We start from the raw sequence: 14,756 nt of genomic DNA on the forward strand, positions 1-14,756 counted from the left end.
CTCGCCGGAGGCGCGAACGCCGCGGTCTGGACGGGGATTGAGGGGCCATGTCTTCGCTCCTTCGGGTGGTCACGAAACCGTGGGGCCGGTCTGTTGTGGGGTCACAGTGGGCGAGGAGGTCGTGTCGCCGGCGCGGACGTACCAGGTGTGCGGGCCTTTGGGCAGGGTGAGGCTCAGCTGGTAGCCGGCGCCGTCGGTGACGTCGGTGTCGAGCGGATCGACCGCGGTCATCGACCGCACGACTCCGTCGACGACGAGTTGCACGGCGAACGGCAGCTGGCCGTCGACGTCGGTGTACTGCGCGGAGAAGGTGAAGGTCGTGCTGGTCGAACCGGTGGCGGCGGAGACCGCGAGCCCGCCCAGCGTGGGCGCGGTGCCGGACGGAGTGTTGGTGAAGCTGATCGAGTCCACGTACAGTTCGCCGTCCACATCGGCCGTCTGCTGGAGCCACAGCTCCAGATTGGCGGCCGAGCGGTCCAGCCCCGGGGAGGCGTCCAGATCGAACTGGTACGTCGTCCACGCGTCCGGGACGGCGATCAGGGCAGCGCCCGAGACGCGATGGCTGGAGTCGGCGTCGGTCATCTGGAACCGCACCCGGTTGCCGGGCGACGGGCTCCGCATGACCACCGTGAGGTAGCGGTAGCCGGACAGGTCCGCGACGTCGTGCCACGGCTGGAACTTCGCCTGGGAGTTCGCGGTGGCGGGATTCTGCACGAACCGGCCCGCGGTACGCCCGTCGTAGACGACCTTGCTCGCCGAGCCGACCCCGGCGTTGTTGTTCCACCAGTTCACCCAGGTGTATCCCTGTGCGCCGAACACGCCGTCGCCGCCGAAGCCGTCGTAGAGCAGCGGGGTCTCGGGGCTCGGCAGGGGCGGGGCGATCGTGTAATGCGTGGACCCGTAGCTGTACGCCCCGCTGGCCTGGACGCCGCGGACGTCGACCCGGGTCGTCGTGTACGGCTGGAGGCCGCTGACGTCGACCACGGCAGTGGAGACGCCGCCGCCCGCGCTGGTCATCGGTTGCCAGTCGGGACCGATCCGGTGGTCGGTCAGCGAGGTCCCGCTCTGGGCGAACACCGTGACGTTGCCGGTGACGTAGTCGCCGATGAGCGGGGAGGTGACCGACATGGTGGTGGGCGGCGTGCCGACGGTGGTCGGCGCGTCGTTGATGTCGGCCAGCCCGACGATCGAGTACAGCAGACCGGCCTGGATGCTGATCGAGTACTCGTTGTACCGCCACTGCTGACCGCTGTCGGTCCACAAGGGTCGGTCTTCGTACCATGGGCTCGCGCTGCGGGCGTCGAGCGGGTCCTTCGCGTTGGGGCCGCTGACCAGCGCTCCCGGGAGGACGACGCCGTCGCCGGTCTCGCTCTGCGCCTGCTCGTCCAGCCGGGTGTGGAGGAACTTGACGGAGTTCTGCCCGATGCCGGAGACCCAGCTGATGTTCCACGGGTTCGCGCCGAACAGCCAGTACGTCCCGCGCAGGACGGCCTTGAGCGCCCGCTGGTCGCCGAACAGCTCGTAGTAGCGCAGCGCGTCGGCCATGTAGGAGGCGTGCGGTTCGTTGACGCCGAAGTTCTTGAACTGGTTGATGACGCCGTACGGAGTGTCGTCGGTGGACGAGAGGATGTAGTCGAGCTGGTTCTTCAGGAAGCGCTGGATGGTGGTCTTGCCCGTCGCCGTCGCGATCGGGTACAGCTCCGCCATCGACAGGGGTGCCATGTCCCAGTAGTTGGTCGAGGACCGGACGCTGAAGGCAGTCGCGGCGATGGTCGTCTCGGCGGCGTCGCGCAGCGTCTGATCGCCGGTCAGCAGGGCGAGTTCCGCCTGGGCGAACAGCAGCGAGTTGGCGATGCCGTCGCGGGTGGAGTACGAGCCGATGGGGTCGGTCTGATGGGCGACCGCGTAGTTGTAGTACACCAAGGCGGCCTGCTCGCACTGGGCGGCGAAGGCTTGGTACGCCGCGACCTGGGCGGCGGCGATGTGCCCGCGCGTGACCGCGGTTTCGATCGCCCGGGCGGTCGCGGCCAGGGTGCCCGCGGCCTTGGCCGAGCCGCCGACGCCGAGCCCGGAGATCCGGCGGTCGTCGGCGGTGCCGATGACTCCGTCGGTCTGGGTCTCCGGGTGGGTGAACCCGCCGCTGCCCTTGATGTCGTACATGGCGCCGCCGAACGCGTCAGCGAACCGCAGCAGGTATTCGCTGCCGAACCGGGCCTCGTCGATCAGATCGGGTACGCCGTTGCCGTCGTTGTCGAACGCGACGGCGGGCGCTGCCGCGTGGCGCAGGTAGCTGATGGCGATCGAGCCGCCCACCCACTGGTTGCCGGCGTACTTGCCGTAGTCACCCGCGTCGTACCACCCGCCGGTGAGCGCGTAGTGCGTGGTGCCGTCGGCGGACGCGGCGTCGTCGAGGTGCCCGGCCGCGTGGAAGATCTCCGGGCTCGGCGCGATGTCGCTGTATCCGGTCGGATACACGTCGGCGGTGGCCACGCCGGATCGCTGGATCCGGTAGAACGCCGTCATCTCGTCGAGGTAGCTCGTCCAGACGTCGGCCATGATCGCGAACCGGGGTGACGCGACGCCGCCCACCACCAGCGCGTAGTCCCCGCCGGCGGTCGTCAGCCCGGCGAACTCCACGACGTACACGTGGTTCCCCCAGGTCACGCCCCGGTCGAGCAGTACGCAGCTCGGCACGACGACCGTCGAGCCTTGGACGATCTGGCAGGTCGTCGCGACCGGCAGCTTCGCGTCGGCGACCGCATAGCCGACCTTGTACGCGTTGGAGCTGTAGCCCGCCTGGCTCACAGCTACTTCGAGCACGGTGGCCGCGGCGGCGGGAGCCCCGGTCACTGCGACGGTGAGTGGGATGGCGGCCGCGACCGCTGCGGCGAACGCCCATCCTCGGATCCGGAATGTCTCGAACATGACATCCTCCCCACCCGGACGCCATCGCCCAGGTTGGATCAGTGTCACACCCGATCTCACATTAACACAAGGTTTCGAAACTCGACTGTCGAAACCTTTCCGAAATGAAACTTTCGGTTACCCCGCCGGCTTCCGGCTTCGGCCGGGCAGGGCACGGCGTCTCAGCGCGCCGGGCTCGCCGTCGACGAGCGGACCACGAGCCGGGGCTCGACCTCCATGTGCAGCGGGGCCGACGGCTCGTCACCGCGCTCGATGCTGTCGAGCAGCAACCGCGTCGCGAGCGAGCCGACCGTCTCCCGGTCCGGCGCGACCGCCGACAGCGGCGGGTCGGCGAAGACGGAGATCTCGTCGTCGTACGCGACGATCGACAGGTCGCCGGGAACGCTGAGACCGGTGCTCCGCGCCCGATGCACCAGAGTGAGCAGCGAGTTCTCGTCGCCATGACAGAACAGCGCCGTCGCGCCGTGCTGCCGCAGCCGGTCGAGCACCAGCTCGACGCCGTCGGGCTTCCAGGTCGGCTCCCCGCCGAGGACGTCCGCCCCGAGCAGGATCGCTTCCTTCTCCAGCCCGGCCTGCCCGATCGCCCGCCGCCACCCGGCTCGGACGAGGTCGGCGGTCTGGGTGCGACCACGGCTGATCATGGCGATCCGGCGATGCCCGAGCCCGACCAGATGGCGTACCGCGCCGATCGCGCCCCGCTCGTGCGCGGTGCGGACAGTCGACGGCCCGCCGAGCCCACCGGCCGGCAGCGTACGCTCCACCAGCACGATCGGGACGCCGGCCGATTCGAGGCGCTCCCGCAACTGCCGGTCGTCGTCGTCCAGCTGGATCGACGGCGCGTACAGCACGCCGCCGACGCCGTCGCGGACGAACTCGCCGAGCAGATGCAGTTCCCGGTCGAGGCTGTACTCCGACACGACCAGCTGCATCTCGCCGCCGCGCTGGCGTACCGCCGCCGAGACGCCGGCAGCGATGTGCCGGTAGTAGTACGACGTCGGGACGATGAGGCCGATCGTGCCACCGAACGACGGCTGCGACGACGCGCCGGCCGAGTCCGGGCGTACGCGCAGCATCGCGCCGCCGCGTACCTTGTCGAGCACGCGTTCGTCCACGAGGGCGTCGAGGTCCCGGCGGATCGTCACATGGGAGACGCCCAGCTCGGCGACGAGCCGGGTGACCTTGACCGACCCATCCTCCCGGGCACGCGCGAGGATGTGTGCACGTCGTTCCGCGGCGAGCATGGCGAGTCCTTCCGTGACGATCTTCCGTAGCTGACAGCGATGAGTCCGGCACTAATATTAGAGACCGCGGCGGTTTCGAACTCTTACGGTCTCGTGCCTTCTTGCACCGGCCGTGGCCCCGCTCAGGCGAGGGTGCTGAGGCCGGCGGCTTCGACCTGGTGCTCCAGCGGCCGGCTGTCGAGGAATCGCTCCAGCTCATCGAGCGCCGAGTCGGCCAACCGGCGCGTCTCCCCGTGCATCGATCCCGCGATATGCGGAGTGAGCTGAACCGACGGCAGCTCATACAGCGGCGACTCGGCCGGCAGGGGTTCGTCCTCGGTGACGTCGAGGATGGCCCGGATGTGCCCGGCACGACAAGCGTCGATGAGGGCCGCGGTGTCGATCAGCGCGCCGCGTGCGGTGTTGATGAGCACGGCGTCCTTCTTGAGCAACGCGAGCCGGCGACGGTCGAGCAGATGACGCGTCTCGGGAAGTTCCGGGGCGTGCAGGCTGACGATGTCCGACGAGCGCAGGAGGTCGTCGAGGTCGGCCAGCCTCACGCCGAGCCGCGCCGCCTGGTCACGGTCCACAATGGGGTCTGCCGCGAGCACGGTGAAGTCGAACGGCCGGAGCAGCTCGGCCACCCGGCGGCCCACCCGCGACAGCCCGACGAGTCCGACCACGGCGCCGTGGTTCAGCGTCGGCGGAACGAGGTCACGCCACGCGCTGTCACCGTCGCGGTGGCGCCGGTACCCCTCCACGTACCGCCAGGTCCGTCTGCCTTCGAGCAGGATGCTGGCCAGGGTGAACTCGGCGACCGGCTTCGCGTTGGCCGCCGCCGCCGAGGTGACGACCAGTCCTCGCCGCCAGGCGGACGGCGGGATGTTCGCCTTCACCGACCCGGCCGCGTGGAAGACGGCGCGCAGGCGGGGTGCGGCGGCCAGGACCTCGTCGTCGAGCGGCGGACAGCCCCATCCGGTCAGGAGCACCTCGACCTCGCCGAGCTCGGCTCGGACTCGCCCATCGCGGAACGAGTCGGCAGGCAGCGGCCCGCGTACGTCGCAGAGGTGGCGCAGCCGATGCAGGCGCGGGGCGTCGAACATGTCGCGGAAGTGTCGTTCTCCCATGACGACGAGGGTCCGTGGCCGGGAAGCGGGGGCCAGCCGGGCGATGCCGGCGTGGTCGTCGCTGGAACTCATGCGGCGATTCGACCACACCTGATCAACTTATCGCAACTATCAGAACGAAATGAAAACCTATCGACACATGGTCTTGCGTTTCTGGACTGTTTCTTTAATCATGGGGGCGTCACACGCCGTGGCGGCCCGTCCGCCGGCCCGAGACGTCCACGGTCGTGGCCCACCCGTCGCGCTGCACAACGCAGCCGATCCCGAGGAGCCAACATGCTGAGATCGCGCCATAGGCCTCTGGCCGCCGCGACGGCAGCCCTCGCCGTCGCCGCCACCCTCGCCGCCTGTTCCGACAAGGACGCGGGCACCGACAAGGTCACCATCACCGTCATGGGCCAACCGGCCGCCACCAACAAGGCCGCGCTCGCCCTGTTCCAGCAGCAGGTGGCGGAGTTCGAGGCGGCCAACCCGACCATCGACGTCGTCGGCAGCGACGTCCCGTGGGACGCGAAGACCTTCGCCGCCCGGCTGGCCGGCGGCAACGCGCCCGCCGTCATCCGGGTGCCCCTGACCGAGCCGCCGTCGCTGATCGAGCGCAAGCAGGTCGCCGACATCACCGCCGAGGCGTCCAAGCTGGCCAGCTTCGCCGAGCTGAACCCGCGGGTCATGGACTTCCTCGTCCGCGACAAGGCCGTGTACGGGCTGCCGGAGAAGAGCTACGCGTTCGGCCTCGTCTACAACCGCGAACTGTTCACCAAGGCCGGGCTCGACCCCGACCACCCGCCGACGACCTGGGACGAGGTCCGGACGGCCGCCAAGCAGATCAGCGAGAAGACCGGCAAGACCGGGTTCGGCGAGATCTCCACCAACAACAGCGGCGGCTGGCACCTCACCGGGTACACGTACACCAACGGCGGCACGATGATCAAGCAGGGCGCCGACGGCAAGTACGTGGCGTCGTTCAACGACGAGCCGACCCGCAAGGTCCTGCAATGGTGGAAGCAGGTCCGGTGGCAGGACGACTCCCTCGGCGACAACATGCTCGGCAAGCAGGAGGACCTGCTCGCGCAGTTCACCGCCGGCAACGTCGGCATGTGGGTCTCCGCACCGCCGGACCTCTACCCGAACTACGTCGCCGCCGGCGGAGACCCCGCCAAGTACGGCGCGGCGGCCATGCCGCAGGGCGGCGCGAACGCGACGCTCGCCGGTGCGACCGTGCTCATGGTCAGCGCCAAGGCATCCGCCGCACAACGGGCCGCCGCCGTGAAGTGGATCGAGTTCCGGGCGCTGCGACCCAACTACGATCCCGACGTCGCCGCCAAGTACGCCAAGGCGTCCGCCGCGGACGGCTTGCCGGTCGGCGTACCGGTGTTGCCGATCTTCAGCCAGGAGCGGTACCAGAAGGTGCAGACGGCGATCTCGGCGTACGTGAACGTGCCCGTCAAGAACTTCGCGTCCTACGTCGACTCCTTGAACCGGTTCACCTACGTGCCCGAACCGGCGGTGTCCTCCCAGGAGATCTACGCCGCACTGGATCCGCTGGTGCAGAAGGTGCTCACCGACAAGAACGCCGACATCAACGCGCTGCTGTCCGACGCCGAGAAGCGCGTCAACACGATCCTGACTCAGGCGCAGCGGTGACATCCGTTCCCACCCGCGTACCGGTGACGGCACGTACGACGCCCGGCGGCACTGCCAGCCGCCGGGCGTCGGCCGCCCGCCGGTCGGCCTGGAGCGCGCTGGCCTTCCTGCTGCCGGCGATCTTCCTGTTCGGATACTTCGCCTGGTGGCCGATCGGCCGCAGCGTCGTGCTCGCCTTCCAGCAGACGAACCTGGTCGACGCCCCCGAGTGGGTCGGCTGGCAGAACTTCCAGGAGCTGTTCGCCGATCCGCTGCTGCCGCAGGCCGTGCTCAACACGCTGTGGTTCGCGGCCCTGTCGCTCGTGATCGGGCTGCCGCTGCCGCTGGCCGTGGCCGTGCTCATGTCCGAGCTGCGCCGCGGCGGCGCTCTCGCCCGCACGCTGGCCTACCTGCCAGTGGTGATCCCGCCGGTGGTCTCGGTGCTGCTCTGGAAGACCTTCTTCAATCCGGGCGAGGAGGGCGTGGTCAACGCCGTGCTCGACCTCGTCGGTCTCGGGCCTTATCCCTGGTTGCAGTCGCCCGACCTCGCCATGCCGAGCCTGGTGATCGTGGCGACCTGGTCCGGCTCCGGCACCGCGATCCTCGTCTACCTCGCGGCGCTGACCGGCGTCAGCACGGAACTCTACGACGCCGCCGAACTCGACGGGGCCTCCGTGTGGCGGCGCGTCTGGCATGTGACGCTGCCGCAACTGCGCGGCGTCATCCTGGTGCTGTTGCTGCTTCAGATCATCGGCGCGCTCCAGGTCTTCACCGAGCCCTACGTCATGACCGACGGTGGGCCGGCGAACGCCACCGTGACCGTCCTGCTGATGATCTACCGGTACGCGTTCCTGTTCGGCGACTATGGCGTCGCCACGGCTCTCAGCGTACTTCTCGCAGTGGCCTTGGTCGTCGTGTCCGCCGCGTATCTGCGCCTCACCCGAGCCTGGAGCACGTCGTGACCGCCCCTGCCCTCGGCCGTGCCCGGCGCGCGGCCCCGGCGCCGCCGCGCCGCATTCTGTCCGAACGAGACTGGAGCCGGCCCGCGACCCGGGCCGGCTGGCGCGGGATGCACACCGTCCTGTTCCTCGGCCTGCTGCTGTTCGGCGCCGTGCCGCTGGTCTGGATGATCCGGGCCGCCGCGTCGACGACGACCGACCTGGTCCAGCGCCCGCTCGCCGTCTGGCCCGAACCGGCCAAGTGGTCGAACATCTCAGACGCGTGGAACCTGCTGGGCATCGACCACTATCTCCTCAACACCCTCTGGCTCGTCGCCGGATCGTGGCTGGTGCAGCTGATCGTGGCGACCACGGCCGGCTTCGCGCTCGCCGTCATCCGGCCCTGGTACGGGCGCTACGTCTACGCGGCGTTGCTCGCGACGCTGTTCGTACCCGGAACCGTCACCCTCGTCGCCCTCTACATGACCGTGCTCGATCTGCCCGGGCTCGGCGTCTCGATCGCCGACACGCCCTGGGCGATCTGGCTGCCCGCCGGCGCGCACGCCTTCAACATCCTGCTGGCGAAGCAGTTCTTCCAAGCCATCCCCGCCGAAATCTTCGAAGCCGCGCAGGTCGACGGCGCGGGCTGGTTCACCATCTTCCGCCGCATCGTGCTGCCCATGTCCCGTCCCGTATTGGCGGTGATCTCCCTGTTGTCGATCATGACCGCGTGGAAAGACTTCCTCTGGCCCCTCATCGCGCTGTCGGACCCCGAAACGCAGCCGCTGGCGGTCGCGCTGCCCCGGCTCGCGCAGAACACCGACCCCGCGTACCTCGTCGCCGGGCTGCTCATCGCGAGCGTCCCGCCGATCGTGGTCTTCCTGCTGTTCCAGCGGCACATCGTCCGCGGCATCGGCTTCTCGGGGCTCAAGTGAGCGCCCTGTCCGTGCAGCTGTACTCGGTGCGAGACAGTCTGCGGAAGGATCCGGCGGCCACCCTCGAACGCCTGGCCGCGGCCGGCTTCGACGAGGTCGAGCCGTTCGACCTCGTCGAATGGGCACCACGACTCGAAGAACCCTTGCGTACCACCGGTCTGCGGGCCCGGACCGGGCACGCGTCGCTGCTGACCGCGCCGGATCTGCCAGCCGTCTTCGACGCGGCGGCCCGGCTGGGCGTCACCACCGTGATCGAGCCGACCGTACGCGAAGGCTGGCAGGATCTTCGTGGCGTGGCGACCATCGCGGACGGCCTCAACAACTGCGCCGAGCGGGCGAGTTCTCACGGGCTGACCATCGGATACCACAACCATTGGTGGGAGTTCGCCCGTCTCGCCGGCACCACCGCACTGGAACAACTGGCGGGGATGCTGCACCCGCCGGTCGTCCTCGAACTCGACGTCTACTGGGCCGCCGTCGGCGGCGCGGACGTCACGGCGCTCGCCACCGGGCTGGCCGGCCAGATTCGGCACTTGCACGTCAAGGACGGCCCGATCGAGCAGGATCCCGCGTCGCAGGTGCCGGCCGGCACCGGACGAGTCGACCTCGCGGGCGTCCTCGCCGCCGTGCCCGGTGCGACCCGGGTGCTCGAATTCGACGCGTACGCCGGCGACGTCTTCGCCGCACTCGCCGAAGGCGCGGCCTGGGTACGCACCCAGACTGAACCCCCGGCCGACGCACAGACGGAGGAAGCGTGAACGGCAGCGGCCGAGTCGGTGTCGGCGTCATCGGCGCCGGCGTGATCAGCGAGCAGTACCTGCACAACCTGACCCGATTCCCCGACCTCGACGTACGCTTCGTCGCCGACCTCGACGTCGACCGGGCTCACGCCCAGGCCGCCAGGCACGGAGTGGCGCGCTCGGGGTCCGTCGGCGAACTGCTCCACGATCCGGCGATCGAACTCGTCGTCAACCTCACCGTGCCCGCCGCCCACGTCGAGATCGGGCTGCAGGTCCTGGAGAGCGGACGGCATCTGTTCGCCGAGAAGCCCTTCGCGCTCGACCTGACCGGCGGCGGCCAACTGTTGGCCGCCGCCCAACAACGCGGGCTGCGTACCGCCAGCGCACCGGACACCGTCCTGGGCGCCGGCCTGCAAACGGCCGCCCGCATCGTCGCCGACGGAACGATCGGGCAGCCGGTCACGGCGAACGCGCAGTTCCTGGCGGTCGGGCCGGAGTCGTGGCACCCGAACCCCGAGTTCCTCTTCGCCCCCGGCGCCGGGCCCCTGTTCGACATGGGCCCCTACTACCTCACGACGCTCGTCCAGCTCATGGGACCGGTCATGCGGGTGAGCGCGGCAGCCTCGACTGCGCGTACGACGCGGACCATCGGGTCCGGGCCCCGCAAGGGCGTCGAGTTCCCCGTGCTCGTGCCCACCTATCACGCGGCGTTGCTGGAGTTCCGCGACGGCGGCATCGGCCAGGTCGTCTTCAGCTTCCAAGCAGCCCGGTCCAACCGGCCGACGCTGGAGATCACCGGGACCCAGGGCACGATCACCATGCCCGATCCGAACAGCTTCAGCGGAACCACGTCACTGTGGACCGACGACCCGAACACGCCGACCGAGATCGACGCCGGACCGGCCGAACACACCCGTGGCATCGGCGTACTCGAACTCGCCCGCGCCATCCGGGCCGGCATACCCGAACGCGCGAGCGGCGACCTCGCGTACCACGTCCTGGACATCATGGTGGCCATCGCGTCGTCGGCCGCCTCCCGGCTGCCGGTCGAGGTCACCAGCTCAGTGGAACCGGCGCCGCCGCTGCCGGTCGGCTGGGACCCCACTGAGTCCACACTCGACACCGCGTCGGTCACGGCCGGATAGAAGATGCCTTGGTACGGGCGGCGGGTGCCACACTCGCCGCCCCGGTCGCCTGCACGGGTCGCAGCCGGCCTACAGCGAACCTGATTCCGGCCAGTTCGACCAGTGCGTGTTCGGGGCTTTCGACGGCCGGTACGCCGTCACATCACCCGTCGCCAGCACGACGGCGAGCTGCCGGAAGGTCTCGGTCTCGCTGGGCAGCTCGTCGTGGCGCTCGGGCCGACGATGCCACCACTCCTCGAGGACCAATAGTCGGACCAGTTCCGCCGGTATTCGGCGGCGCAGCTCGAGTTCGTCGGCCAGCAGGAGATCGCGGTGATCGGGCACCAGCAGGCGGAAGACGTCTTCCAGCGAGTCCCCGGCGGCAGCGTCGACCGTAATGCGCCGGCCCCGGATCTGGATCGGCCCGCCATCCGTCCGCAGATACTCCGGATTGTCGATGTCCTCGATCTCGTCCATGTTGTCTATCCGAGTCAGGAAGTCATCGTTCTCGTACCCGCTTCGGCCACGAGTGAGACAGTTGCCGTAGGCATGCACGACATCGACGACGTTCCCGGCCCGGGGGTTGTACCCGACCAGCTCGACGAGCAATGCCCACCTGGCGTCGTCGCGAAACACGTGCATGCGCGCGTCGATGGCATACGCGTACGGGTGCTCCGGGTCGGCGAACTGGTACTCCCGCGCTGCGTCGTCGAGCTGGGCGAGGATCTGCTCAGCGGTGTCCATCGCGGCAGGGTACGCCACGGTTCGATCATTCAGACCCCGTGGGCGTCGTAGGCAGCTTGCGGATCTCGGGAGCTCCTGGCCTTGGCGGTGCCGAAGGACTGGTCGCCGCTGCCGGACCGACCGCGCAGCTCCGGCGGTACGCCGCCAGTCCCGTCGACCGGCTGCTCGCCTCGGCGGGCCCGGCCGGTCGGCGAGGCGGCCGAGACCGGGCGCAGGGTGCCATCGGTGGCCCTGGCCGCACCCGGCGGGACCATGGGCGGCGTCATTCCAGCCGCCGACGCCGAAGCTCCGGCCGCGGTGGCCGCGACGCTGAGTTCCGGGCCGACGCCGACGGCTCGTCGGCCGGCCAGCGTTCGTACGGCGGCCGGCAGGGTGGGCGTACCGACGGCGGCGCCGAGGGAACCACCGGGCACGGACACCGTGGGCGCGGAGTCGACGCCGGGCAGCGAACCGCCGGGCAGGTTGGGGATGAGGTCGGCACCGGACAGGGACAGCCCGTCGCCGGTGAGCCCGGAGAGGTCCGACAGGTTCGCGGAGACGCCGGCTGCGGAGACGAGGCCCTGCAGACTGGTCACGGCGCTCGTCACGGATTCGACCGCGGTGACGACGTCGTCGGTGGAGTTGCCCTCGCTGGCCGGTCCGATGCTGACGGTCGGCGTCCGGATTCCGGCGGCGGAGCAGACCTGGAGCATGGTCGTGTCGAACAGGCCGCCCAGCGCGGTCATCTCAGCGCCGGAGGCCTGCTGGAACCCCAGGGCAGCCCAGGCGGTCAACGGGTTCGACAGCGCCGCCAGATAGCTCTGATGCAGGCCGGACACGATCTGGAAGCTGGCGGGGACCGCGGCGGCGAGCGTACCGAGACCGGCGACGACCTGGGACGCGTCGATCCGCTCGCCCCACATCTTCAGCTCGGCCAGGGTCCGCTGAGTCTCGCGTTCGAGTTCCCGACCGGCCTCGTCCGGCCAGTGCGGCAACAGGTCGGCCGCGCGTACGTGCAACTCCACCTCGGCGGCCGCGATCCATTCGCGGACCTGGGTCCACATCCGGGCGGCGTCGGTGAGGGCGCCGACGTTGGCGTTCTGCGCGGTCACCATGGCGAGGTGGGTCTCGATCGGCAAGAAGTTGTACGGGACCACGGTGCGCTCCTCAGGCTTGCTGCTGCGGGTCGGTGGAGTGGGCGGCGTCCGTCTTCGCCGCGGACTCGTCCTTGTCGTCCTTGTCGTCCTTGTCTGCGCTGTCCGCCGAGGTCGAGCCGCTCAGCGACTGGGCCATGCTCACGCCCGCCGTGCCGAGCTTCGCCGTCGCGGCGACGAGTTTGGCCGCGCTCGACACCTCGGCGGCCGAGTAGGTCACCGCGATCGTGTTGACCTTCGCGGTGTAGGTCAGCAGTTCGTCGGTCACCTGGGTCAGGTACGCGGCCGCGGCGACGGTGGCGGCTTTGTCCAGGAGGGACATCGCGATGCCCTCGATCAGCCCGGTCAGATTCGGCGGTACGCTCGCCCGGCTCATCGAGTCTGGGATCGGCGGGACGGTGAGCTGCTTGGAGAACGCCGCCATCGCGGTGGGGTCGCCGTGGACTTCGTACATCAGCTGCCTCTTCTCGGGGTCCGGCCTTCGGTCACGTCGTCGTGCTGATCGACCTGCCACATCTCCTCGTCGAGGAGGCGGATGGTGTCGTCCTCGGCGTCCCACCGCCGCTGGGCGGCCGGGGCGGGCTTGGTCGCGCCGCTGCGCCGGCCCCGCAGGGCCACGCCGGGCACGCCGGCGGCTCCGGGCGCTGCGGCGGCTCGGCGGTCCCGGGGGCGGCCGGACACGGGCTGCTCGCTCGTGCCCGGCTTGATCCCACCCGATTGCTTCGCGGCTGCGGCCGCCGCGTGCGGCGGATACATCGGCGGATACCCGCCGGTCGCGGCGGTGGCAGTGGACAGTCCGGTCGGCAGCGGTGTGACGGTGGGCCCGGCGCCGGTCGTGGGGACCGCTCCCCGCGCCACCGCGTCCGCCACGACGCCGCTGCCCACGGCCGACCCGGCGCCGGCCAGGCCCGGCAGCCCCGAGGCGACGCCGGGCACGGTGTCCGGGTTGATCACGTCGCCCAGGTCCGTCGGCGTCAGCGGGCTGGTCACCGGATCGGGTGTGGTGCCGCTCCCGGTCAGGGCCTCGGCGAGGTCGCTCAGCGCGCTCACGACGTCGGACGCGTCTTTGGTCGGGTCGGTCGACTCGGTCGGCGTCTTCTCCGGCGTCGTCGTCGCCGGGTCCGGAGTCTCCGCTGGGGCGTCCAGTGTCGTAGGGTCAGGCGTACCGGTCGGGCTGTTCGCCGAGCCGGCATCCGGACTTATGCCTCCGCCGGGACCGAGCGTCGTCTCCGACTCCCCCGCGCGGGGCCCCGGCCAGAGCAAGCCGCCGACCGCCAGCGTCATCGCGTTCGCCGTGTTGGCGTACGCCTGCCCCAGCTCGTTCATGGCTCGAACCGAGTCCGCTGTCGCGGTGACCAGTTCCTCGGTCATCTGGGGAGTGCTCAGTTTGCTGACGTGGGGATCGGGCCTGGAGCTGGCGGACAGCACGTCGGTGTACCGGTAGCCGCGCAGCGCCCAGTCACGTCGCTGTTTCGCGAACTCGACCTTGCTGTACGTCGTGCTGATCAGGTTCGGCAGATCGGTGAGCTGCTGCACGACGCCCGAGTCCTTGATGTGCGTGACCCAGGCCCCCAGCGCGTCGCGGGATCGAACCAGCCGGCCGTCGACCTCGGTATGCGCGCCGTCGGTCCAGCCGTCGCCCACCGGCTTGCGCCGATTCTCGATTTCGGCCTGCGCCAGGCCGAGCCAGGTCGAGAACCCCTGCCACATGCTCAGCGCCTGCTGAAGCTGCTCGCGGTGACCGAGTTCCGCCTTGACCGCCGCCAGGTGCTGGTCGATCGTCCACGCCTTGTAGTCGAAGGTCATGGCGTGACTCCCGCTGGCGCGTCGAACCGGGGCTCGCGGTCGGGCAGCCCGTCGGCGGGGGGACGGTTGACGATGGTGTTCAGTTCGTCCCGGCTCATCCCGGCCGCGTTGGCGTAGAGGTCCGCGCAGTCGGTGATCATCGCCTGGAAGCCGGCGAAGCCCTGGCGTACCTGGGTGATGAGCTCCTGAACCTTCTTCGTGCTGTCCACATCGCAGCCGAACAGGCCGGTGCAGTCGGGCATGCCGCCTTCGCAGGCGTGGGTCGGGTGACGGACGAGGTCGTCGCCGTAGGAGGGTGCGGTGAGCCGGCCGGCCGCCTCCCGCATCTTCTCCGGCTTGCCGTCGGTGAACTCCTTCGCCATGCTCCCTCCCTTGTGGACGTATTCGACAGCCAAGCAGTCCAGCCGGACCGGGTGCGGCAGGCGGCAGGTTCCGGCCATG

13 protein-coding genes are annotated in these 14,756 nt (G+C 70.0%); 5 read left to right on the forward strand and 8 right to left on the reverse strand.

From position 1 onward, the window contains the following. Positions 1 to 69 precede the first annotated feature (69 nt). The 3 genes from AB0M47_RS03180 to AB0M47_RS03190 all read right to left on the reverse strand — a co-directional run bounded on the left by AB0M47_RS03180 (position 70) and on the right by AB0M47_RS03190 (position 5,344). Positions 70 to 2,925, reverse strand: a complete 2,856-nt coding sequence (locus tag AB0M47_RS03180) for a glycoside hydrolase family 9 protein (protein WP_363407510.1) — start codon at positions 2,923 to 2,925, stop codon at positions 70 to 72. Positions 2,926 to 3,086: 161 nt separating this feature from the next. Then, positions 3,087 to 4,166 carry a substrate-binding domain-containing protein gene (locus AB0M47_RS03185; RefSeq protein ID WP_363407513.1) on the reverse strand — a complete coding sequence of 360 codons (1,080 nt, stop codon included), beginning with the start codon at positions 4,164 to 4,166 and terminating at the stop codon, positions 3,087 to 3,089. 122 nt (positions 4,167 to 4,288) lie between these two features. After that, positions 4,289 to 5,344 (reverse strand): hydroxyacid dehydrogenase, encoded by a 1,056-nt coding sequence (locus AB0M47_RS03190; RefSeq protein WP_363407516.1) that lies wholly within the window; start codon positions 5,342 to 5,344, stop codon positions 4,289 to 4,291. Between the two features lie 204 nt (positions 5,345 to 5,548). Between AB0M47_RS03190 and AB0M47_RS03195 the strand changes: the two genes are divergently transcribed. From AB0M47_RS03195 to AB0M47_RS03215, 5 genes are read left to right on the forward strand one after another with little or no spacing between them, the layout of a single operon-like run. Then, positions 5,549 to 6,916: an extracellular solute-binding protein gene (locus tag AB0M47_RS03195; RefSeq protein WP_363407519.1), complete on the forward strand. Its 1,368-nt coding sequence runs from the start codon at positions 5,549 to 5,551 to the stop codon at positions 6,914 to 6,916. A gap of 23 nt (positions 6,917 to 6,939) precedes the next feature. Next, positions 6,940 to 7,857 carry a sugar ABC transporter permease gene (locus AB0M47_RS03200; RefSeq protein ID WP_363407522.1) on the forward strand — a complete coding sequence of 306 codons (918 nt, stop codon included), beginning with the start codon at positions 6,940 to 6,942 and terminating at the stop codon, positions 7,855 to 7,857. Further along, entirely contained in the window at positions 7,854 to 8,768 is a 915-nt protein-coding gene (locus AB0M47_RS03205) for a carbohydrate ABC transporter permease (RefSeq protein ID WP_363407525.1), read from the forward strand. Before AB0M47_RS03200 ends, AB0M47_RS03205 begins: the two co-directional genes overlap by 4 nt. After that, on the forward strand, positions 8,765 to 9,526 hold the full coding sequence (locus AB0M47_RS03210) for a sugar phosphate isomerase/epimerase (RefSeq protein ID WP_363407528.1): 762 nt from the start codon (positions 8,765 to 8,767) through the stop codon (positions 9,524 to 9,526). The genes AB0M47_RS03205 and AB0M47_RS03210 overlap by 4 nt, the downstream gene beginning before the upstream one ends. Then, positions 9,523 to 10,653, forward strand: a complete 1,131-nt coding sequence (locus tag AB0M47_RS03215) for a Gfo/Idh/MocA family oxidoreductase (RefSeq protein WP_363407531.1) — start codon at positions 9,523 to 9,525, stop codon at positions 10,651 to 10,653. Before AB0M47_RS03210 ends, AB0M47_RS03215 begins: the two co-directional genes overlap by 4 nt. A gap of 69 nt (positions 10,654 to 10,722) precedes the next feature. Here the strand turns inward: AB0M47_RS03215 and AB0M47_RS03220 are convergent, their stop codons facing one another. The 5 genes from AB0M47_RS03220 to AB0M47_RS03240 are packed head-to-tail and all read right to left on the reverse strand — an operon-like array spanning position 10,723 to position 14,755. Further along, the gene (locus AB0M47_RS03220; protein WP_363407533.1) at positions 10,723 to 11,376 is read right to left on the reverse strand and encodes a hypothetical protein; all 654 of its coding nucleotides are present in this window, start codon (positions 11,374 to 11,376) and stop codon (positions 10,723 to 10,725) included. A 29-nt stretch (positions 11,377 to 11,405) separates the two neighbouring features. Then, positions 11,406 to 12,512, reverse strand: a complete 1,107-nt coding sequence (locus AB0M47_RS03225; protein ID WP_363407536.1) for a hypothetical protein — start codon at positions 12,510 to 12,512, stop codon at positions 11,406 to 11,408. 10 nt (positions 12,513 to 12,522) lie between these two features. Continuing rightward, positions 12,523 to 12,963, reverse strand: a complete 441-nt coding sequence (locus tag AB0M47_RS03230; RefSeq protein WP_363407539.1) for a hypothetical protein — start codon at positions 12,961 to 12,963, stop codon at positions 12,523 to 12,525. Next, positions 12,963 to 14,315 (reverse strand): hypothetical protein, encoded by a 1,353-nt coding sequence (locus tag AB0M47_RS03235; protein ID WP_363407542.1) that lies wholly within the window; start codon positions 14,313 to 14,315, stop codon positions 12,963 to 12,965. The genes AB0M47_RS03230 and AB0M47_RS03235 overlap by 1 nt, the downstream gene beginning before the upstream one ends. Continuing rightward, on the reverse strand, positions 14,312 to 14,755 hold the full coding sequence (locus AB0M47_RS03240) for a hypothetical protein (protein ID WP_363407545.1): 444 nt from the start codon (positions 14,753 to 14,755) through the stop codon (positions 14,312 to 14,314). Before AB0M47_RS03240 ends, AB0M47_RS03235 begins: the two co-directional genes overlap by 4 nt. Between the last annotated feature and the right edge of the window lies 1 nt (position 14,756).

It is taken from the genome of Hamadaea sp. NPDC051192, assembly GCF_040682475.1.
In the GTDB taxonomy this organism is placed as follows: Bacteria; Actinomycetota; Actinomycetes; order Mycobacteriales; family Micromonosporaceae; genus Hamadaea; species Hamadaea flava.

Coding starts and splice junctions, on each gene's coding strand:
- AB0M47_RS03180 (WP_363407510.1), bottom strand. CDS start 2,925: ATGTTCGAGACATTCCGGATCCGAGGATGGGCGTTCGCCGCAGCGGTC.
- AB0M47_RS03185 (WP_363407513.1), bottom strand. CDS start 4,166: ATGCTCGCCGCGGAACGACGTGCACACATCCTCGCGCGTGCCCGGGAG.
- AB0M47_RS03190 (WP_363407516.1), bottom strand. CDS start 5,344: ATGAGTTCCAGCGACGACCACGCCGGCATCGCCCGGCTGGCCCCCGCT.
- AB0M47_RS03195 (WP_363407519.1), top strand. CDS start 5,549: ATGCTGAGATCGCGCCATAGGCCTCTGGCCGCCGCGACGGCAGCCCTC.
- AB0M47_RS03220 (WP_363407533.1), bottom strand. CDS start 11,376: ATGGACACCGCTGAGCAGATCCTCGCCCAGCTCGACGACGCAGCGCGG.
- AB0M47_RS03230 (WP_363407539.1), bottom strand. CDS start 12,963: ATGTACGAAGTCCACGGCGACCCCACCGCGATGGCGGCGTTCTCCAAG.
- AB0M47_RS03235 (WP_363407542.1), bottom strand. CDS start 14,315: ATGACCTTCGACTACAAGGCGTGGACGATCGACCAGCACCTGGCGGCG.
- AB0M47_RS03240 (WP_363407545.1), bottom strand. CDS start 14,755: ATGGCCGGAACCTGCCGCCTGCCGCACCCGGTCCGGCTGGACTGCTTG.